18 protein-coding genes are annotated in these 21,311 nt (G+C 60.8%); 12 read left to right on the forward strand and 6 right to left on the reverse strand.

Features of this window, described 5'->3' with window-relative positions:
• Nucleotides 1-3: 3 nt before the first annotated feature.
• Both CLM71_RS22400 and CLM71_RS22405 read left to right on the forward strand, forming a co-directional pair.
• Nucleotides 4-264 carry a plasmid stabilization protein gene (locus tag CLM71_RS22400; protein ID WP_105232940.1) on the forward strand — a complete coding sequence of 87 codons (261 nt, stop codon included), beginning with the start codon at nt 4-6 and terminating at the stop codon, nt 262-264.
• Nucleotides 261-740: a type II toxin-antitoxin system VapC family toxin gene (locus CLM71_RS22405; protein WP_105232941.1), complete on the forward strand. Its 480-nt coding sequence runs from the start codon at nt 261-263 to the stop codon at nt 738-740. Before CLM71_RS22400 ends, CLM71_RS22405 begins: the two co-directional genes overlap by 4 nt.
• 32 nt (nt 741-772) lie before the next feature.
• Here CLM71_RS22405 and envZ read toward each other — a convergent pair whose 3' ends face one another.
• Together envZ and ompR are read right to left on the reverse strand one after the other, a co-directional pair.
• Complete coding sequence (gene envZ, locus CLM71_RS22410) at nt 773-2,146, reverse strand: two-component system sensor histidine kinase EnvZ (RefSeq protein ID WP_105232942.1); 1,374 nt, start codon at nt 2,144-2,146, stop codon at nt 773-775.
• Nucleotides 2,143-2,862: a two-component system response regulator OmpR gene (ompR, locus tag CLM71_RS22415; RefSeq protein WP_004709363.1), complete on the reverse strand. Its 720-nt coding sequence runs from the start codon at nt 2,860-2,862 to the stop codon at nt 2,143-2,145. The genes envZ and ompR overlap by 4 nt, the downstream gene beginning before the upstream one ends.
• 267 nt (nt 2,863-3,129) lie before the next feature.
• Between ompR and greB the strand changes: the two genes are divergently transcribed.
• The 5 genes from greB (at nt 3,130) to CLM71_RS22440 (ending at nt 9,511) form a co-directional block, all read left to right on the forward strand.
• Entirely contained in the window at nt 3,130-3,603 is a 474-nt protein-coding gene (gene greB / locus CLM71_RS22420; RefSeq protein ID WP_105232943.1) for a transcription elongation factor GreB, read from the forward strand.
• A gap of 155 nt (nt 3,604-3,758) precedes the next feature.
• Nucleotides 3,759-6,089 (forward strand): Tex family protein, encoded by a 2,331-nt coding sequence (locus CLM71_RS22425; RefSeq protein ID WP_105232944.1) that lies wholly within the window; start codon nt 3,759-3,761, stop codon nt 6,087-6,089.
• A 592-nt stretch (nt 6,090-6,681) separates the two neighbouring features.
• Nucleotides 6,682-6,906, forward strand: a complete 225-nt coding sequence (feoA, locus tag CLM71_RS22430; RefSeq protein ID WP_105232945.1) for a ferrous iron transporter A — start codon at nt 6,682-6,684, stop codon at nt 6,904-6,906.
• Between the two features lie 44 nt (nt 6,907-6,950).
• Complete coding sequence (gene feoB, locus CLM71_RS22435; protein WP_105233545.1) at nt 6,951-9,272, forward strand: Fe(2+) transporter permease subunit FeoB; 2,322 nt, start codon at nt 6,951-6,953, stop codon at nt 9,270-9,272.
• The gene (locus tag CLM71_RS22440; protein ID WP_105232946.1) at nt 9,272-9,511 is read left to right on the forward strand and encodes a FeoC-like transcriptional regulator; all 240 of its coding nucleotides are present in this window, start codon (nt 9,272-9,274) and stop codon (nt 9,509-9,511) included. Before feoB ends, CLM71_RS22440 begins: the two co-directional genes overlap by 1 nt.
• A gap of 38 nt (nt 9,512-9,549) precedes the next feature.
• Here CLM71_RS22440 and CLM71_RS22445 read toward each other — a convergent pair whose 3' ends face one another.
• Nucleotides 9,550-9,834 (reverse strand): YdgH/BhsA/McbA-like domain containing protein, encoded by a 285-nt coding sequence (locus CLM71_RS22445; RefSeq protein WP_015962219.1) that lies wholly within the window; start codon nt 9,832-9,834, stop codon nt 9,550-9,552.
• A gap of 256 nt (nt 9,835-10,090) precedes the next feature.
• Nucleotides 10,091-10,867, reverse strand: a complete 777-nt coding sequence (gene bioH, locus CLM71_RS22455; protein WP_105232948.1) for a pimeloyl-ACP methyl ester esterase BioH — start codon at nt 10,865-10,867, stop codon at nt 10,091-10,093.
• A gap of 38 nt (nt 10,868-10,905) precedes the next feature.
• Here bioH and gntX point away from each other — a divergent pair, with 38 nt between their 5' ends.
• Together gntX and nfuA are read left to right on the forward strand one after the other, a co-directional pair.
• Nucleotides 10,906-11,589 carry a DNA utilization protein GntX gene (gene gntX / locus CLM71_RS22460; protein WP_105232949.1) on the forward strand — a complete coding sequence of 228 codons (684 nt, stop codon included), beginning with the start codon at nt 10,906-10,908 and terminating at the stop codon, nt 11,587-11,589.
• A 58-nt stretch (nt 11,590-11,647) separates the two neighbouring features.
• Entirely contained in the window at nt 11,648-12,223 is a 576-nt protein-coding gene (nfuA, locus tag CLM71_RS22465) for a Fe-S biogenesis protein NfuA (RefSeq protein ID WP_015962222.1), read from the forward strand.
• Nucleotides 12,224-12,272: 49 nt separating this feature from the next.
• On the opposite strand, the gene malQ is transcribed toward nfuA, so the two are convergent.
• Nucleotides 12,273-14,360 (reverse strand): 4-alpha-glucanotransferase, encoded by a 2,088-nt coding sequence (gene malQ / locus CLM71_RS22470; RefSeq protein WP_105232950.1) that lies wholly within the window; start codon nt 14,358-14,360, stop codon nt 12,273-12,275.
• Nucleotides 14,361-14,369: 9 nt separating this feature from the next.
• A complete protein-coding gene (gene malP, locus CLM71_RS22475) occupies nt 14,370-16,775 on the reverse strand; it encodes a maltodextrin phosphorylase (protein WP_105232951.1) in 2,406 nt (801 codons plus the stop codon).
• A 386-nt stretch (nt 16,776-17,161) separates the two neighbouring features.
• Between malP and malT the strand changes: the two genes are divergently transcribed.
• From malT to glpG, 3 genes are all read left to right on the forward strand, one after another.
• Nucleotides 17,162-19,876 carry an HTH-type transcriptional regulator MalT gene (gene malT, locus CLM71_RS22480; protein WP_105232952.1) on the forward strand — a complete coding sequence of 905 codons (2,715 nt, stop codon included), beginning with the start codon at nt 17,162-17,164 and terminating at the stop codon, nt 19,874-19,876.
• A gap of 82 nt (nt 19,877-19,958) precedes the next feature.
• Entirely contained in the window at nt 19,959-20,288 is a 330-nt protein-coding gene (gene glpE / locus CLM71_RS22485) for a thiosulfate sulfurtransferase GlpE (protein ID WP_105232953.1), read from the forward strand.
• 152 nt (nt 20,289-20,440) lie between these two features.
• Complete coding sequence (gene glpG / locus CLM71_RS22490) at nt 20,441-21,277, forward strand: rhomboid family intramembrane serine protease GlpG (RefSeq protein WP_105232954.1); 837 nt, start codon at nt 20,441-20,443, stop codon at nt 21,275-21,277.
• The last annotated feature ends 34 nt before the right edge of the window (nt 21,278-21,311 follow it).

Here is a 21,311-nt window from a genome sequence, read left to right on the forward strand (position 1 = left end):
TCAATGGCTACCATAACCGTCAGAAATCTCGATGATGAGATCAAAGAGCTGCTGCGCATTTCAGCCGCCAAAAATGGTCACTCCATGGAGGAAGAAGCGCGTATGATTTTAAAACAGGCGCTGACGAAAAAGCCGGCGCGTTACGGGCTGGGTACCTGGATGCATCAGCATTTTGCCGAATTCGGCGGCGTAGAGCTGGCGATCCCGCCGCGCGATGCCGTGCCGCCGCGCCGCGCAACCTTCGATGATGATGAGCAAGCATGATTATTCTCGACACCAGCGTGATCGCAGAAACGCTGCGCCCCAATCCGCATTACAACGTGATCAGCTGGCTGAACGAAAAAGATAATAGTGAGCTGTATTTAAGCGCCATCGTTGTCGCCGAGCTATTCAGCAGCGTGACCGGCATGCCGGACGGCAAACGCCAACGGGCGCTCAGGCTCCGGCTGGCGGAGGCGATTCAGATTAAATTTGATGAGCAGATTTTGCCGTTTGATGCCCTATGCGCCATGCAGTATGCGGAGCTGATGGACAGTAACCAAAGGCAGGGCACGCCGATGAGCATGCCCGATGCGCAGATCGCCGCCACCTGCCTGCAGCATGGCGCTACGCTTGCCACGCGCAACAGCAAAAGTTTTCTCCACTGCGGCATCGAGCTGATCGACCCCTGGCAGGTGCCGGCGGGGCAGCGCCTGCATGAAGACGCCGCCGAATACTATGTGATGAGCCGTAAATCCTGAAGGGCGCCTGGCGGCGCCCTTCAGCAGGAGGGTCAGGCCTTCTCTTTCGGCTGGCCGTTATTACCGTTGAGCGCATCGCGGGTAGCCATCGGTAACGGAATATAGGCGCGCATCCGCAAACCGCCGCGTTCGCTGACGCCAAACTCCAGCGCGCCGGCGTGGCCATCGATAATACGCTGCACAATCGCCAGGCCCAGACCGGTGCCGCTGGTGCTGCGCGCGCTGTCGCCGCGTACAAACGGCTGCAGCAGGTGCTTCAGCTCTTCCGGTTTGATGCCCGGGCCGTCATCTTCCACCTGGAACCAGCCGCGCTGCAGCTCGCTGCCGCTGCTGACCTTGATCCAACCGTTGCCGTAACGCGCCGCGTTGACCACCATGTTGACCACCGCTCGCTTGATCGACAGCGGATGCACATTCATCATCAGCTCGCCTGGCGCCAGGCTGGCGTCAATTTCCCGCTCGTAGCCGCTTTCCGCCGCGATCACCTCACCCAAAATAGCGTTGAGATCGCACAGCTCCGTCTGCATCTCCTGACCGGTGCGCAGGTAGTCGATAAACTGTTCGATAATGTCGTTACATTCTTCGATATCTTTATTGATCGACTCCGCCAGATAACCGTCCTCGGCGCCCATCATTTCCGTCGCCAGGCGGATACGCGTCAGCGGGGTGCGCAGATCGTGGCTGACGCCGGCCATCAGCAGGGTGCGGTCGTCCGACAGTTGCTTCACGCCGGAGGTCATCTGGTTAAACGCGCGCGTTACCGAACGCACTTCCGACGCGCCATATTCACGCAGCGGCGGCGGAATATTGCCTTTGCCGACCTGCAGCGCCGCGTGTTCCAACTCCACCAGCGGTCGGTTCTGAATACGGATAAACAGCCAGGCGCCGCCGATCGCCAGCAGCATAATCGCCAGCGTATAGCGGAACAGCGGTGAGAAGTCGCCCTGATGAATCTCGGTCAGCGGCACGCGCACCCAGATATCCGGCGACAGCCAGGTTTTCAGCCAGACCACCGGCGTATTTTTGTTGACCTCGACGCGCACATCGGTCGGGCCGCCAAGCTGGCGCGCCATCTGCTGGCTGAGGAACTCATAGTGCTGCGCCCAACGCAGACCGCTCTCTTCTGCAGCGGCATTGGTATACAGCGAGATCCCCAGCTCACGATAGATTTCCCGACGGAACGCCGGCGGCACCTCCAGCAACGTGCCGTCTTCCAGCTGCAGCCGATCGGTCATCAGCATACGCACTTCGTACGCCAGGACCTTATTAAACTGCTGCAGGCTGGGAAGGATGGCGAAGTTCAGCACCACCAGATAGGTCGTCACCAGGCTGACGAACAGCAAAGTGACGATCAACAACAGGGTTCGGGCAAACGAGCTACGCGGTGAAAAGCGCAATCGCCTCATGCCTTACTGCCGTCCGGTACAAAGACATAGCCCAGGCCCCAAACGGTCTGAATATAGCGAGGATGGGCGGGATCTTCCTCCACCATACGGCGCAGGCGAGAGATCTGCACGTCGATCGAGCGCTCCATGGCGCTGTATTCGCGGCCGCGCGCCAGGTTCATCAGCTTATCGCGCGACAGCGGCTCGCGCGGGTGGCTCACCAGCGCTTTCAGCACCGCAAACTCGCCGCTGGTCAGCGGCATCGGCTCGTCTTCGCGGAACATTTCACGGGTGCCGAGGTTCAGCTTGAATTTGCCGAAGGCGATCACCGCCTCTTCCTGCGATGGTGCGCCCGGCAGCTCATTGGCCTGGCGGCGCAGTACCGCGCGGATACGCGCCAGCAGTTCGCGCGGGTTGAACGGTTTCGGAATGTAATCATCGGCGCCGATTTCCAGCCCGACGATACGATCCACTTCTTCACCCTTGGCGGTGACCATGATGATCGGCATCGGGTTGCTCTGACTACGCAGGCGGCGGCAGATAGACAAACCGTCTTCCCCCGGCAGCATCAGGTCCAGCACCATCAGGTGGAACGATTCCCGCGTCAGCAGGCGGTCCATTTGTTCGGCGTTCGCCACGCTGCGCACCTGAAAACCCTGCTCGGTTAAATAGCGTTCCAATAGCGCACGCAGACGCATGTCGTCATCAACGACCAGAATCTTATGATTCTCTTGCATTGTATTACTCCCAAAGGCTGTATTGCCTGATGCGAATATTGTTAAAAAACCCTGTCATATCGGACAGCGATTAATGGTATATATTCTAGCCGAAATTGTTACAAAGCTTATTTATCAACTGTTTTCGTCACCCGGACGGAGGGTTCCCCGTCATTATTCACGCTGCTGCGCAGCATATCACATTGCGATAAAATGCCCGTCATACACCAGGTTATGCGAAAATCTGCGTGATAAAATCCCATGGCCGTTCCATTAAGGTGGGTAACGATGAGAACTCAATTAATAACCCGCGAAGGTTATAACAAACTTAAACAAGAGCTGGATTACCTGTGGCGCGAAGAACGGCCGGAGGTGACGAAAAAGGTCACCTGGGCGGCCAGCCTCGGCGATCGCAGCGAAAACGCCGACTACCAGTACAACAAAAAGCGCCTGCGGGAGATCGACCGCCGGGTGCGCTATCTGACCAAATGCCTGGAACAGCTGAAAATCGTCGACTACTCGCCGCAGCAGGAAGGCAAAGTCTTCTTCGGCGCCTGGGTTGAGGTGGAAAACGACGACGGCGACCTAAAACGCTTTCGCATCGTCGGCTACGACGAGATTTTCGGCCGCAAAGATTACATCTCCATCGACGCGCCGATGGCGCGTGCCCTGCTGAAAAAAGAGGTCGGCGACGCCGTTACCGTCAACACGCCGCTCGGCGAAGCGCTGTGGTACGTCAATCAGATTGAATACGTTAAATAAATTTCAGCCTATTCCGAACCTTGCCTCACGCCAGCACCGCCCTGCGCTGCCGGCGCAGCGGCCGTGCGGCGCCGGCCAGGCACGCTGGCATTTTTCACCGGCAGTACGTATAACTGTCCCCTGTTTATTCACCGTTCTTAACAGATACCAGACTTATGAATGAGCCACTGAGCCGCATTATTGCAACAGAGCTGCAGGCGCGTCCGGAGCAAGTCGACTCCGCAATCCGCCTGCTGGATGAAGGTAATACCGTGCCGTTTATCGCACGCTATCGTAAGGAAGTCACCGGGGGCCTGGACGACACCCAACTGCGCCAGCTGGAAACCCGCCTGGGTTATCTGCGTGAACTGGAAGATCGCCGCCAGACCATCCTCAAATCCATTGACGATCAGGGCAAGCTGAGCGACGAACTGGCGGGCGCGATTAACGCCACGCTGAGCAAAACCGAACTCGAAGACCTGTACCTGCCCTACAAACCGAAACGCCGCACCCGCGGCCAGATCGCCATTGAGGCCGGTCTGGAGCCGCTGGCCGATACGCTGTGGCAGGATCCGCAACAGCAGCCGGAACAGTTGGCGGAACGGTTTGTCGACGCCGACAAAGGCGTGGCGGATGTGAAAGCGGCGCTGGACGGCGCACGCTATATCCTGATGGAACGCTTCGCTGAAGACGCCGCGCTGCTGGCCAAAGTGCGTAACTACCTGTGGAAGAACGCCCATCTGGTCGCCAAGGTAGTGGAAGGTAAAGAAGAGGAAGGCGCGAAATTCCGCGACTACTTCGACCATCACGAACCAATCGCCCAGGTGCCTTCGCACCGCGCGCTGGCAATGTTCCGCGGCCGCAACGAAGGCATTCTGCAGCTGTCGCTGAATGCCGACCCGCAGTTCGACGAAGCGCCGCGTGAAAGCCAGGCGGAGCAGATCATCATCAGCCATCTGGATCTGCGGCTGAACAACGCGCCGGCGGACGCCTGGCGCAAGGCGGTAATCAACTGGACCTGGCGCATCAAGGTGCTGCTGCACCTGGAAACCGAACTGATGGGCACGGTGCGCGAGCGCGCCGAAGATGAAGCCATCAACGTCTTTGCCCGCAACCTGCATGACCTGCTGATGGCGGCGCCGGCCGGCATGCGCGCCACCATGGGTCTCGATCCGGGCCTGCGCACCGGGGTCAAAGTGGCGGTGGTCGACGCCACCGGCAAACTGGTGGCGACCGATACCGTTTATCCACACACCGGCCAGGCCGCCAAAGCCGCTGCCGCGGTCGCCGCGCTGTGCACCAAACATAACGTCGAACTGGTGGCAATCGGCAACGGCACCGCCTCTCGTGAAACCGAGCGCTTCTTTGCCGAGCTGCAAAAGCAGTTCCCGGCGGTCAAGGCGCAGAAAGTGATCGTCAGCGAAGCCGGCGCTTCGGTCTACTCCGCCTCGGAGCTGGCGGCGCTGGAATTCCCGAACCTCGATGTGTCGCTGCGCGGCGCGGTGTCCATCGCCCGCCGTCTGCAGGATCCGCTGGCGGAGCTGGTGAAAATCGAGCCGAAATCCATCGGCGTCGGTCAATATCAGCACGACGTCAGCCAAAGCCAGCTGGCGAAAAAGCTGGACTCCGTCGTTGAGGACTGCGTAAACGCCGTCGGCGTCGACCTGAACACCGCGTCGGTGCCGCTGCTGACCCGCGTTGCCGGTCTGACGCGCATCATGGCGCAGAACATCGTCAGCTGGCGCGACGAGAACGGCCGCTTCAACAACCGCGCACAGTTGCTGAAAGTCAGCCGCCTGGGGCCGAAGGCCTTTGAACAGTGCGCCGGCTTCCTGCGTATTAACCACGGCGACAACCCGCTGGACGCCTCGACCGTGCACCCGGAAACCTACCCGGTGGTGGAGCGTATTCTGGCCGCCACCCAGCAGGCGCTGCAGGATCTGATGGGCAACCCGAGCACGGTGCGCGGCCTGAAGGCCAGCGACTTCACCGACGAGCAGTTCGGCGTGCCGACCGTGACCGATATCCTGAAGGAGCTGGAAAAACCGGGCCGCGACCCGCGCCCTGAGTTCAAAACCGCTACCTTTGCCGACGGTGTGGAAACGCTGAACGACCTGCAGCCGGGCATGATCCTGGAAGGGTCGGTGACCAACGTGACCAACTTCGGCGCTTTCGTCGATATCGGCGTCCATCAGGATGGTTTGGTGCACATCTCTTCACTGGCCGACAAGTTCGTCGAAGATCCGCACACCGTGGTGAAAGCCGGCGACATCGTCAAGGTGAAGGTGATGGAAGTGGATCTGCAGCGTAAGCGCATCGCGCTGAGCATGCGCCTGGACGAGCAGCCGGGCGAAGGTTCGCCGCGACGCGGCGGTTCCGCGCCGGCGCGCGATCGCGATAGCGCATCGCGCCAGCAGGCCCAGCGGCCAAAAGCGCGCAACAACGCCCCGGCCGGCAACAGCGCCATGGGCGATGCGCTGGCGGCTGCGTTCGGCAAAAAGCGTTAACCGCCGCAGCGTCTCAGGCGGGGCCGTCCGGCTCCGCCTGTTTTAGATAAAACCCGCATTTTTTTGACCTGCCGCAACTCCGGCGCTATTTTTTCACCGCCCGTTACCGGTCTCTCTCTTCACCCTATGCGCACGGTCAAACACGTTCTCATTCACATTTTCATTAACATTCCGCTTTCATGGCGCTTATTTCTGCCATAACACAATGCGTTAACGCCATTGGCAGCACCAGGCCCTGTTAATGATAATTTCACCGATGTAGCAAGGCAGCATCATATCCTCACGCCAAGTTCACACCACGCTCAAATAAGAAAAAGTGGATGTGAATTTTTAATAAATTTAACGCATTTACCTCATTTGCCGCGCCGTCAGCCAGGTGATACAAGTAACGGCATACCGCATGCAGTCGATAACGAATCGTTACCAATAGCCACACTATCCGTATTGAATTGGATAATCGTTCTCACTATTATTCTTGTACGTGTTTATCTCTTATCGGCAGCGACCTGAAGCGGTGTCGGCGGCCGCCGTATTCAATGCCCGACGCGTTGGCGTAAACGCTCAGCGCGCCCAGAAAAATCAAGCAGGTCATATGCATCTACAGCCCAAACGCTCTTATAAGATCGCCGGTTTTTCGCCTGAAATCAGCCCGGCCTATCGACAAAAACTTTTATCGCTCGGCATGTTGCCCGGTTCATTATTCGACGTGATTCGCGTTGCCCCGCTCGGTGACCCGATAGAAATAAAAACCCGACGCGTCAGCCTGGTATTACGTAAAAAAGATCTCGCCCTGCTGGCGCTTGAAGCGCAACCGTAACGCCGGGCCGTCGTCGACACTCTCATGCGGCATGAAAAATAATGATGAAAACACTCACCATTGGTTTAATCGGCAATCCGAATTCAGGGAAAACCACGCTGTTCAACCAGCTCACCGGCGCCCGTCAACGGGTCGGCAACTGGGCAGGGGTGACGGTAGAACGCAAAGAGGGTCAGTTCACTACGCCACAATCGCGGGTCACGCTGGTTGATCTGCCCGGCACCTATTCACTGACCACCATCTCCGAACAAACCTCGCTGGATGAGCAAATTGCCTGCCATTACATCCTCAGCGGCGACGCCGACTTACTGATCAACGTGGTCGACGCCTCCAACCTTGAACGCAATCTTTATCTGACGCTGCAGCTGCTGGAGCTGGGTATCCCCTGCATTCTGGCGCTGAACATGCTGGATATCGCCCGCAGCCAGCATATCCATATTGATGTCGCCGCCCTGTCGGCACGGCTCGGCTGCCCGGTGGTGCCGATGATTTCCACCAAGGCCGACGGCATCGGCGTGCTCAAACAGATCATCGATAACCACCAGTTCAACCAGCTCACCGCGCTGGTCAGCTACCCGCCGCTGCTGTTGCAGGAAGTCGACGCCCTCAGCGCCGCCATGCCCGAGACGCTGCCGAACGGGCAGCGCCGCTGGCTGGCATTGCAGATGCTCGAAGGCGATATTTACAGTCACCAGTTGGCGGGCGACGCCGCCGCGCTGCTGCCGGCGGCCCGACAGTCGCTGGAGCAACAGCAACAGGAGGATCCGGCGCTGGTGATTGCCGATGCGCGCTACCAGTCCATCGCCGCCATCTGCGACAGCGTCAGCGATGCACAGCAGGCGCGGCCGAACCGGCTGACCGACATGCTGGATAGCGTGATCCTCAACCGCTGGCTGGGCGTACCGATCTTCCTACTGGTGATGTACCTGATGTTCCTGCTGGCCATCAATATCGGCGGCGCGTTGCAGCCGATTTTCGATCTTGGCTCGGCCGCCCTGTTTATTCAGGGGATTCAATGGCTCGGTTATACCCTGCATGCCCCGGAATGGCTGACGATCTTCCTGGCGCAGGGCGTCGGCGGCGGCATCAACACCGTGCTGCCGCTGGTGCCGCAAATCGGCATGATGTACCTATTCCTGTCATTCCTTGAGGATTCAGGCTACATGGCGCGCGCCGCGTTCGTGATGGACCGGCTGATGCAGGCGCTGGGCCTGCCGGGCAAATCCTTTGTGCCGCTGATTGTCGGCTTTGGCTGCAACGTGCCGTCAATTATGGGCACCCGCACGTTGGATGCGCAGCGCGAACGGCTGATCACCATCATGATGGCGCCGTTTATGTCCTGCGGCGCCCGACTGGCGATTTTCGCCGTGTTCGCCGCAGCCTTTTTCGGCCAGCACGGCGCCGGCGTGGTGTTCTCGCTGTATCTGCTGGGCATTCTGGTGGCGATCCTGACCGGTCTGGTGCTGAAATACACCATTATGCGCGGCGAAGCCTCGCCGTTTGTGATGGAACTGCCGGTGTATCACGTGCCGCACCTGAAAAGCCTGCTGCTGCAAACCTGGCAACGGCTGAAAGGCTTCGTGCTGCGCGCCGGCAAGGTGATCGTCATCGCCAGCATTTTTATCGGCGGCCTGAACAGCTTCTCCTTCAGCGGCAAGCCGGTGGACAGCATCAATGATTCCGCGCTGGCCTCGGTCTCCAAAGTGCTGACACCGCTGCTGCAGCCAATGGGCGTGCACGGCGATAACTGGCAGGCTACCGTCGGGTTGGTGACCGGCGCGATGGCGAAAGAAGTGGTGGTGGGCACGCTGAACACGCTGTACACCGCTGAACACATCACTCACGAAGCGTTTGATGCCGAAAACTTCAACCTGCTGGATGAGCTGCACGCGGCGCTGCAGGAAACCTGGCAGGGGCTGAAAGACACTTTCAGCCTCAGCGTCCTGTCCAACCCGATCGAAGCCAGTAAAGGCGACGGCGAAATGGGCGTCAGTTCGATGGGCACCATGAGCAGCAAATTCGGCACGCCGGTTTCCGCCTACAGCTACCTGATCTTCGTGCTGCTGTACGTGCCGTGCGTCTCGGTTATGGGGGCCATCGCCCGCGAATCCAGCCGCGGCTGGATGACCTTCTCCATTCTGTGGGGGCTGAACATCGCCTATTCGCTGGCGACGCTGTTTTACCAGATTGCCACCTTCAGCCAGCATCCTCAGTACAGCCTGCTCTGTCTGGCTGCGGTGGTGGTGGTCAACCTGCTGGTGCTGTTCGGCCTGCGTAAAGCCCGCAGCCGCGTCACCGTCAGGCTGCGCAGCGTCGCCACAACGGGCGGCGACTGCTGCCAATCCTCACAGAAGGCGTGTCACTGATGGCCAGCCTGCTGCAGGTGCGCGATGCGCTGGCGATCTGCGGCAGCGCTCAGGCACAGCAGCTCAGCCGGCAGTTGAACGCGCCGTTGCCGCTGGTGCAGGCCATGCTCGATCGCTTAATTGCGTTGGGTAAAGCAGAATGCCGCGTTATGGATGACGGCGGCTGTCTGAGCGGCGCCTGCAAACATTGTCCGGAAGGGAAAGCCTGTACGACGCGGGTCTATCGGCTGAAGGCGTGAGCCAGGGGCGCGGCCATGCGCCCCCGGTTAATCAGCAATTACTGTTTGTCTTTATACACATCGGCGATGGCGCTGAATTTGCCGTGCTCGCGGCCCGCGATCACCACGTAATACTGCCCGCCCTTCTCATCGGCCAGTTTGGACAGCTTCTCTTTCGCGTCCATCGGCGAAGTGGTTTCCGCCGTGGTGCTCACCGTACCGATCTTCTCGTATTTTCCCGGATTCTTATCCAGATCTTCTTGCGTCAGCAGCGTGGCCGCCATGGTGCTGAAAGACACGGAACCCACAACCAGAGCAGCAACGATCATCTTCAATGATTTCATAACTCTACCTCTCAATGGATAATTTATACGTTATTCAGGTCGTCAAAAATAAACACCTTGTGACAACAGGCTGCCGCGACGCCCGGAGGTTCGCCATTTCCCTGACGTTCCCCCTCACCCAGAGACTGAGCGCCGATATAAAAGAGCGGCTACAGAGCGCTTTCATTTGCAGCCAACACATTGACTTATTCAGTATCGGACAGCTTGGTTTTTTAGCCAGTTATCGCCGATATTTTTAGTCGGGCGTTGCGCTGGATCAAAGTGCGCCGTCGCCGACAAAGCGCAGGATCAGGTCGGCAAACTCATCGGGATGCGAGATAAACGGCGCATGCGCCGCCTTGGCGACCACCACCGAGCGGGAGTCCGGTGCCAGTTCATCCACCAGCGCCGCCACTTTGCGCGGCACCAAACCGTCCAGATAGCCGTAAATACGCAGCAGCGGGCAGCGCACATCGGCCAACTGACGGCGCAAATCAGCGGTGCGCAGAATATCCAGCCCGCCGTTCAATACCTCCACGCTCGGCATCGGCTGATTCAGCACCACCGATTTCAGCGTACGGGCGTCCTGGCGGGCGCTCTCGGTACCCAGCGTCTGCAGCGCCAGGAAGCGCTCCACCGTGCGCTGAAAATCCTCGCTCAGCTGATGCTGGAAACCACTTAATATTTCGGGACGAATCCCCGGCCAGTCGTCGCGGGCGGAGAAACACGGCGACGACGCCACGGTAATCAGACCGTTGACCCGCTGCGGCTGCGTCAGGGCGACCTGGCTGGCAACCAGCCCGCCGAGCGACCAGCCCAGCCACCAGGCCTGCTGCGGCGCCTGCGCCAGCACAACGTCCGCCATCTGCGCCAGCGTCAACGCCCCAAAGCCCTGACTGCGCCCATAGCCGGGCAGATCCACCAGGTGCAGCCGGAAATGCGGCGCCAGTCGCGTCAGCGCGCAACCCCAGACCTCGGCGTTCAGCCCCCAGCCGTGCAACAGCACAAGATCGCGATCGCCTTCACCCATTGTTTGCCAGTACAGCGCTGTCATCAGTTATTGTCCTTGTTTGACTCGTCACGGAGGACGCTATGCTAACAATCCGCAGCCGCTGTTGGCTATGCCGGCAGCCTTTGCGCCTGGCGCAACACGGTATCTGCAGCTACTGCCTGCGCCAGCTGCCCATACCGCCGCCCTGCTGTCCGTGCTGTGGCCTGCCTGCCGGCGACACCCGTTACCCCTGCGGCCGCTGCCTGCAAAAAACGCCGCCCTGGCAGCGGCTGGTGTTCGTCGCCGACTATGTCAGCCCGCTGAGCCGACTGATTAAGCAGCTCAAGTTTCAACGCCGTCCGGAGCTGGCGCCGCTGCTGGCCAGGCTGTTGCTACTGCGCTGGCTGCACCTGCGCCGAGAGCAATATCTGAACAGACCCGAGATGATTTTAACGGTACCCTTACAGAAAATGCGCCGCTGGCGACGCGGCTATAATCAGAGCGAACTGTTGGCGGCGCCGCTGGCCCGCTGGCTGGGCTGTGAATATCGCCCGCAGGCGCTGCGGCGCATACGCGCCACCGCCGCACAGCAGCGCCTGACGGCACGACAGCGCAAACGCAATCTGCGCGGCGCCTTTCGCTGTGAGGATAATCTGGCCGGGCGGCACGTCGTCCTGCTGGATGATGTGGTAACCACCGGCAGTACGGCGGCGGAAATCGCCGCGCTGCTGCAGGCGCAGGGCGTCGCCTCATTACAGATATGGTGTATTTGCCGCACATTGTAGTGCCGGAATAATGGGCGTATTATAACCTACTATAGAAGTCAACTATTGAGCTAATGCTATGATTCGTATAACAGATGCTGCACAGGAACATTTTACCAAACTGCTGGCAAATCAAGAGGAAGGCACCCAGATCCGCGTGTTCGTGATCAATCCGGGTACGCCGACGGCCGAGTGCGGCGTGTCTTATTGCCCGCCTGACGCGGTAGAAGCGACGGACACCGAACTGAAGTTCGACAAACTGTCGGCCTACGTTGATGAGATCAGCGCGCCGTTTCTGGAAGACGCCGAAATCGACTTCGTTACTGACCAGTTGGGCTCGCAGTTAACGCTGAAGGCGCCGAACGCCAAAATGCGTAAAGTAGACGACGATGCGCCGCTGCTGGAGCGCGTCGAGTACGTCCTGCAATCGCAAATCAACCCGCAGCTGGCCGGCCACGGCGGCCGCGTGACGCTGATGGAGATCACCGATGAAGGCTTCGCCATTCTGCAGTTCGGCGGCGGCTGCAACGGTTGCTCCATGGTCGACGTTACGCTGAAAGAAGGGATCGAAAAAGAGCTGCTGCAGAAGTTCCCGGAACTGAAGGGCGTGCGCGATCTGACCGAACACCAGCGCGGCGAGCACTCTTACTACTAAGCGTGCCGCCACGGACACCATGCCGTCACGGCGGCATGGTGCCGACTGCCTACCCCACCGAACCGTTGCGCCGCCGGCGGTCTACATCTTTCAGCAGCAACGCAATCCGCCGATCGGCAAACATCGTTTCCAGCGTCTGCGACAGCTTACGCCGCCAGTTAGGATACTCCGTACTGGTGCCCGGCACATTCACCGGCGCCGCCATATCCAGCCAGTCTTCCGGCTGCAGCCCGAGCAACGCGCTGGCGCTGTCCGCCACATAGCGCTGCAGCCCCCGGTTCAGCAACGGGCTCATCGCCAGCCGCGTCGCCTTGCCGCCCACCTTCTGCGGCACGCAGCCATAGTGGTGCAAGCCGTCCAGCAATCCTTGTTTGGCCCGTTCGCGGTCGGCGTACAGCCCCGCCAGCACCCCAGCGTCCGGGTACAGGCCGAGCGAAGCGCCCAGCCGCAGGTCATCGCCCTGCCAGTAGCCGCGCAGCGTCGGTAAATCATGGGTGGTGACAGTCGCCATCGCCTGCACCGGATAGGCCTGCGGCGCGCGGAAGCGGTTTTCGTCGTCCCGCTCGAAATACAGCACCTTGTAGGAATAGACGCCGCTGTCGCGCAGCTTGCTGACAATTTCCACCGGCACCGTCCCCAAATCTTCACCGATCACCATACAGCGCTGACGCTGGCTCTCCAACGCCAACACCGCCAGTAAATCGTCCAGCGGATATTTGACATAGGCGCCCTGGTCGGCGGTGGCGCCAGCGGGTATCCACCACAGGCGCAGCAGCGTCATGACGTGGTCGATGCGCAACGCGCCGCAGTCGGCCATGTTGGCGCGCAGCAGGTCGATAAACGGCTGATAGCCGCGCGCCGCCATCACGTGCGGATCCATCGGCGGCAGACCCCAGTTTTGCCCCAGCGGGCCGAGAATATCCGGCGGCGCCCCCACCGACGCCTGCAGGCAATACAGCTCGCGGTCGCACCAGGTTTCCGCTCCGCCCTGCGCCACGCCGACCGCCAGGTCGCGATACAGGCCGATCGGCATCTGCTGCTGCCGGCAGCAGGCGAAACAGTCGGCAAACTGCGCCGCGGCCAGCCACTGCAGCCACAGGTAGAACGCCACCTCCTCCTGATTGTCGCGGCAAAACGCCGCCGTCGCCTCGCCGTTGCTCTGACGGTACGCCGACGGCCACACCGGCCAGCCCCACAGCGTCGGATCCTGTGCGCACAGGTGGGCATGCAGGGCATCGAACACCGCCTGCTGATAAAGGCTGTCGCCGCCCTCGGCGACAAACAGACGCAGCGCCTGGCGCTGTGGGTCATCGGCCGCCCGCGTCTGGAACTGGCTGAAGGCCAGCCGCAGCGCCGTCAGCTTCAGAGTGGTCACCGCCGCATAGTCGACCCATTCGCTGTCACGCGCCGCCGCCAGCTGTTTACGAGTCGCCGCCTGACGCCACCAGCGTTGCGCCGCAGCGCTGAGCTGGAAGTCCTCCACCGCGTTGACGTCGATATACACCACGTTCAGCCAACGCCGCGATGACGGACTGTACGGGCTGGCGCTGTTTGGATCTGCCGGATAGAGGGCATGAATCGGGTTCAGCCCGACGAACGCGCCGCCGCGCTCGCCCACCTCCGTCACCATCCGCCGCAGATCGCCGAAATCGCCGATACCCCAGTTGCTGTCGGAACGCAGCGTATACAGCTGCACACAGGCGCCCCACAGTTTTTTACCGGTCAGCAGCGCGTCCGGTTCATAACAGCGTCTGGGGGCGATAATCAACCGGCACTGCCAGCTCTGCTGTTGCTGCGTTAAACGCAGCTGATGATAGCCGAGCGGCAGTTCCCCGGCAGGCAGGGTAAACGTCTTGCCAGCGCCGGCGCGCCCCTGCAGCCGGACGCCGTCTTCGCGGATCAGCTCCCAGCCATATTCGCCGCTGCCCGCCAGCGGCAGCACGATCGGCTGACGCTGGAAAAACACTTTTACCGGCGGCAGCGGCGCTTCGCCGGCCGACGCCGCCTTGCTGTTCATCGCCGCCAGCAAAGCGCGCTTGCTTTCCGGCGTGATGGCCTGCTGCTGGCCGTGGGCATTGACATAGTCGGCCATAATGCCCGCCTGCGCCGCCGCCCGGTCGATGCTGTTACGATCCATTCACTCTCCTTAACGCCGGGTTTGCCAGATGCGCTGCTGATAATCGCGAATCGACCGATCCGAACTGAACATACCGACGCGCGCCGTATTGAGAATGGCGCTGCGCGTCCACGCCTGCGTATCGCGATACAGCCGGTCGGCCCGCTGCTGCGCCTGGCAATAGTCGGCAAAGTCCGCCAGCACCAGATAAGGATCGCCGCCGGCCTGCAGGCTGTGCAGCATCATTTCAAACGCCTGCTTATCACCGTGACTCAATGCGCCGCTTTCCAGCTCGGTGAGAATCGCATCCAGCTGCGCATCTTGCTGCCGGTAACGCAGCGGATCGTAACCGCCGGCCTGCAACGCCTTCACCTGTTCCACGGTGTTACCGAAGATAAAGATATTGTCCGCGCCAACCTGCTCGGCAATCTCCACGTTGGCGCCGTCCAGCGTGCCGATGGTCAGCGCGCCATTCAGCGCCAGCTTCATATTGCCGGTGCCGGAGGCCTCTTTGCCCGCGGTGGAGATCTGTTCGGACAGATCCGCCGCCGGGATCATCAGCTCCGCCACGGAGACGCGATAGTCCGGGATAAACGCCACTTTCAAACGATCCTTCACCTGCGGATCGTTATTGATCTTCTCCGCCGCCTGATTGATCGCATAGATGATGTTCTTCGCCAGGTAGTAGCCCGGCGCGGCCTTGGCGCCGAACAGGAACACCCGCGGCGCCATTTCCAGGTTCGGGTTATCGCGCAGCTGGCGATACAGCGACAGAATATGCAGCAGGTTCAGATGCTGGCGCTTATATTCATGCAGGCGCTTGATCTGTACGTCGAAAATCGCGTCCGGATCCAGTTTCAGCCCCATCACGCCGTGCACATAGTTGGCCAGCGCCACCTTGTTGTCGCGCTTTATCTGCCGGTACTGCTGGCGGAAGGAGGCATCGTCGGCGTACTGCTCCAGCCCCTGCAGCGCGTCGAGATCGCTCGCCCACTCTTTCTGCAGCCGGCTGTCGATCAGCGCCGACAGCGCCGGATTACACTGCTTCAGCCAGCGGCGCGGCGTAATGCCGTTGGTGACGTTATGGAATTTCTGCGGCCACAGCTGGTGATACTCCGGGAACAGATCCTTGACTACCAGATCCGAATGCAGCTGCGCCACGCCGTTGACCGCAAAGCCGCTGACCACGCACAGGTTGGCCATGCGCACCTGCTTGTCATAGTGCACCGCCAGTTTGGCCCATACCGCCTCGTTCTGCGGCCACTGCTGCTCCACCCGTTGGCGGAAGTTGGCGTTAATCTGTTTGATTATCGAGAAGTGGCGCGGCAGCAGGCTGCGCACCAGCTCTTCATCCCAGCACTCCAGCGCCTCCGGCATCAGCGTATGGTTGGTATAGGCGAAAGTGCGGCTGGTGATGCGCCAGGCGTCATCCCAGGCCAGCTGGTGTTCATCCAGCAGAATGCGCAGCATTTCCGGGATGGCGATGGTCGGGTGGGTGTCATTGAGCTGAATCACTTCATAGTCCGCCAGCTCTTCAATGCGTCGCCCGGCCTGATGGTGTTTACGCAGAATATCCGCCACCGAGCAGGCGCACTGGAAGTACTGCTGCATCAGGCGCAGGCGTTTGCCCGCCTGATGGTTATCATTCGGGTACAGCACCTTGGTCAGGCTGGCGGCGTCAACGCCCTGTTGCTCCGCCAGCAGGAAGTCACCGTCGTTAAACGCGCCCAGATCAAACGGCTGCGCATGCGTGGCCTGCCACAGGCGCAGCGGCTGGCTGACGCCGTTGCGGTAGCCCACCACCGGCAGATCCCAGGCTTCGCCGCGCAGCACCTGCGCCGGCCGCCACAGTTCGCGGCCGTCCGCCAGGGTTTCCAGCTCACCGCCGATGCCGACATCCACCGCCAGCGCGGCATTGTGACGGAACCACGGGTAACTCTCGCGCTGCCAGTCGTCCGGCGCTTCCTGCTGTTGCCCGCCGCTGAACGACTGGCGGAACAGCCCGTACTGGTAGTTCAGCCCGTAGCCGGTCGCCGGCTGCCCTACCGTCGCCATCGAATCGAGGAAACAGGCGGCCAGCCGCCCCAGCCCGCCGTTGCCCAGCGCCGGATCGGTTTCCTGCTCCAGCACGTCCGCCAGTTGAATCCCCTGCTCCTCCAGCGCCGCCGCCACCGTGTCATACCAGCCCAGATTGATCAGGTTATTGGCCGTCAGGCGGCCAATCAGAAATTCCATCGAAATATAGTTCACATGGCGCTGCGCGCTGTCCTGCCGCACGGGGGCAGGCTGCGCCGCCAGCTGTTCGGCCAGCGCGCCGCTGACCGCCTGCCACCACTGGTGCGGCGTCATCTGCTGGGCGGAACGCAGTCCGAGGTGCTGCCACTGGCGGGTCAGTGCCGCCAGAAAAACGTCCTTTTTAAGCGTAGGCTGTGACATAGGAGGCTCTCTATCCGATAAGTAAGTCAATGTCGGCTATCCTGCCGGGCGGAGAAAAACGGAACATCCTCCCGCCCGGGGATTAGCTGGGGAGGAGGATTGGGGCGTAGCTGAAAGTGTGATCTGCGGCACTGTGCCAGCCACCGGGCGCGATGAAAAACGCTGACGCCGAGATGTAAAAAAGTGTGATCAACTGCAACTTCCCGCCAAGCCAAAACGGAAGCTTGTTGCATTACGCTTAACGTTGGCAGAAGTTAAACAAGGTGATTAATTACGCGCTATAAAATAATTAATCGTCTCTCCAATCCCGGCGGGCAAAAACGCGTTTCAACGACCCCTGCGGGCAGATTTCGGCGGCAGGAACCGCGCTTTATATCTGGACGACTATGCTGATCCCATCAAAACTGAGCCGCCCGGTACGGCTGCAAAATACCGTGGTACGCGATCGCCTGCTGGCGAAACTGGCCGGCGCGGCCAACTATCGCCTGACGCTGGTCAACAGCCCGGCCGGCTACGGGAAAACCACCCTGATCGCCCAGTGGGCGGCGGCCAAGGGCGAGCTGGGCTGGTATTCGCTGGATGAGAGCGATAACCAGCCGGAGCGCTTCGCCAGCTACCTGATCGCCGCGCTGCAGCAGGCGACCGGCGGGCAATGCGTCAAAAGTGAGGCCCTCAGCCAAAAGCATCAGTACGCCAGCCTGTCCGCGCTGTTTGGCCAGCTGTTTATCGAACTGGCGGACTGGCATCAGCCGCTGTATCTGGTGATTGATGATTACCACCTGATCACCAACGACGTCATTCATGAAGCCATGCGCTTTTTCCTGCGCCATCAGCCTGAAAATCTGACCCTGATTCTGCTGTCCCGCACGCTGCCGCCGCTGGGGATCGCCAACCTGCGGGTGCGCGATCAGCTGCTGGAGCTGGGCTGTCAGCAACTGGCGTTTAACCATCTGGAAGCCAAACAGTTTTTCGACTGCCGGCTGCCCGCGCCGCTGGCGCAGCAGGACAGCAGCCGCCTGTGCGATGAGGTCGCCGGCTGGGCCACCGCGCTGCAGCTGATTGCCCTGTCGGCCCGGCAGTCCAGCGCCTCGGCGCAGCAGTCGGCGAAACGACTGGCCGGGCTGAACGCCAGCCATCTGGCCGATTATCTGGTGGATGAGGTGCTGGATCACGTCGACGCCAGCGCGCGCGCCTTCCTGCTGCGCTGCTCGGTGCTGCGTTCGATGAACGACGCGCTGATTGTGCGCCTGACCGGCGAGGACAACGGTCAGCAGCGGCTGGAGGAGCTGGAGCGGCAGGGCATGTTTATCCACCGCATGGACGATACCGGCGAATGGTTTAACTTCCACCCGCTGTTTGCCTCCTTCCTGCGCCAACGCTGCCAGTGGGAGCTGGCACTGGAGCTGCCGGGGCTGCACCGCGCCGCCGCCGAAGGCTGGCTGGCGCTCGGCTACCCGGCCGAAGCCATTCACCATGCGCTGGCGGCCAACGACATCAGCATGCTGCGCGATATTCTGCTGCAGCACGCCTGGTCGCTGTTCCACCACAGCGAACTGGCGCTGCTGGAGGAGTGCCTGAACGCCCTGCCTTACGAGCGCCTGATCCAGAACCCCAAACTGGCGCTGCTGCAGGCCTGGCTGGCGCAGAGCCAGCACCGCTATATTGAGGTCAACACCCAGTTGGAGCGGGCCGAGCAGGCAATGCGCGAGCAGCAGATCGCCGTCGACGCGACGCTGCGTGCCGAATTCGACGCGCTGCGGGCGCAGGTGGCGATCAACGCCGGCAAGCCGGAAGAAGCGGAACGGTTAGCGACGCAGGCGCTGAAGCACCTGCCGCTATCCAGTTACTACAGCCGCATCGTCGCCACTTCGGTCACCGGCGAGATTCACCACTGCAAAGGCGAGCTGACGCGCGCCCTGCCGATGATGCAGCAGACCGAGCAGATGGCCCGCCGCCATCAGACCTATCACTACGCGCTGTGGGCGCTGCTGCAGCAGAGCGAAATTCTTATCGCCCAGGGGTTCCTGCAGGCGGCATACGAAACTCAGGATAAAGCGTTCGAACTGATCCGCGAGCAGCATCTGGAACAACTGCCGATGCATGAATTTCTGCTGCGCATCCGCGCGCAGATCCTGTGGTCATGGTCGCGGCTGGATGAGGCGGAGGACACCGCCCGGCTGGGCCTGACGGTGCTGGCCAACTACCAGCCCCAGCAACAGCTGCAGTGCCTTGCCATGCTGGCGAAATGCTCGCTGGCGCGCGGCGATCTGGATAACGCCCATGCCTATCTGCAGCGCTGCGAAACCCTGCAGCACGGTGCGCAGTATCACCGCGACTGGCTGACCAATGCCGATAAACCGCGCATCATCCACTGGCAGATGACCGGCGACACCGCCGCCGCCGCGCGCTGGCTGAGCCAGTGCGAAAAGCCCGCCATGGCGGACAACCATTTCACCCAGGGACAGTGGCGCAATATCGCCCGGGTGCAGATTCTGCTTGGCCGCTATCAGGAGGCCGAAGTGGTGCTGGACGAGCTGAACGATAACGCCCGTCGGCTGCGGCTGATCAGCGATCTCAACCGTAACCTGCTGCTGAGCAACCAGCTTTACTGGCAGACCGAGCGTAAAAGCGACGCCCAGCGCGCCCTGATCGAAGCGCTGACGCTGGCCAACCGCACCGGCTTTATCAGCCACTTTGTGATTGAGGGCGAAGCCATGGCGCAGCAGCTGCGCCAGCTGATCCAGCTCAATACGCTGCCGGAGCTGGAACAGCACCGCGCCCAGCGCATTCTGCGCGATATCAACCAGCATCACCGGCATAAATTCGCGCATTTTGACGAGAATTTCGTCGATAAGCTGCTGACGCACCCACAGGTGCCTGAGCTTATCCGCACCAGCCCGCTCACCCAGCGCGAATGGCAGGTGCTCGGGCTGATTTATTCCGGTTACAGCAACGACCAAATCGCCGGCGAGCTGGCGGTGGCGGCCACCACCATCAAAACGCATATCCGCAATCTGTATCAGAAACTGGGGGTCGCCCACCGGCAGGAAGCGGTGCAGCAGGCGCAGCGGCTGCTGCAGATGATGGGATACGGCGCATAAAGGCGCAGTGTTAGTCTGGTCTTTATGCGCGCGGAATTGGTTACAATGCCGGCGTCCCCTAATTACGAGGCAATTGGAAGTCATGGAACAGTTTGAAGCGATCAATGTTGAGCAGGCGCACGGCCGCTGGCAAGACGGCAGCGCGGCGTTGGTCGATATCCGCGATCCGCAGAGTTTCGCCACCGGGCATACGCCGGGCGCATTTCATCTCACCAACGCCACGCTGCAAACCTTTATGCAGCAAAACGATTTCGATCGTCCGGTGATGGTGATGTGCTACCACGGCAACAGCAGCCGCGGCGCTGCGCAGTATCTGCTGAATCAGGGTTTTGATGCGGTGTACAGCATCGACGGCGGCTTTGAGGCCTGGCTGCGTCAATACCCGCAGGATGTGGAAACCTCCGCCGAATAATCATCAGGGCGCGCCAGCGCCCTGTTCTTCCCCCTGCCTGCACGATTTTCCACAGGTCGGTGCTGCGACATCGGGTTTCAACGTTATAATCAGCCATCGCCGGTATCTGCAACGGCCACAACGCATCGACGCAAGACGGAAACTCCCTACTTATGATTAGAGTGATCGCCGTATCCAATCCCCGCCTGGCACTGGCGTTTGTCGACTATATGGCGACGCAGGGCATTACGCTGGAACTGCGCCACGGCCAGGACAGCGCAGAGATCTGGCTGGCGGATGAACCGCGGCTGGAACAGGTACAACACGAACTGCAGCAGTTTATGCGCGACCCGCTCAACCGCCGCTATCAGGCCGCCAGCTGGCAAACCGGCGGCACCGCCGCCGAGCTGCACTATCCGCACGACTCCTACCTGCAGATTATCCGCAGCAAGGCCGGCCCGCTGACCCTAAGCGTGATGGCGCTGTGTATTCTGGTGTATGTGCTGATGCAGGTAGTGGGCGACGACAGCGTGATGTACTGGCTCTCCTGGCCGCAGAACAGCGAGCAATATACGCAGCTGTGGCGCTGGATCAGCCATGCGTTTCTTCACTTCTCACTGCTGCACATCGCCTTTAACCTGCTCTGGTGGTGGTACCTCGGCGGGCCGATGGAAAAACGCCTCGGCGCCGGTAAACTGTTTGTGCTGGCCGTGGTGTCGGCCTTCTTCAGCGGCTGGGCGCAATCGCTGTTCAGCGGGGCGCTGTTTGGCGGCCTGTCCGGCGTAGTCTATGCGCTGATGGGCTACAGCTGGCTCAGCGGCGAACGGGCGCCGGAGCGCGGGCTGATGCTGCCGCGCGGCCTGATGATATTTTCCGTACTGTGGCTGGTCGCCGGCTACTTCGATATTTTAGGAATGTCGATCGCCAACGCGGCACACGTGGCCGGTTTAGTGTTAGGGTTGCTGATGGCATTTTGGGACACGCGTCATCGCGCGCACAACGAACAATAACGCTCAATAACACTATACCTTTACCTATCAAAAG

The sequence above is a fragment of the Serratia sp. MYb239 genome (assembly GCF_002966855.1).
GTDB lineage: Bacteria > Pseudomonadota > Gammaproteobacteria > Enterobacterales > Enterobacteriaceae > Serratia_B > Serratia_B rhizosphaerae.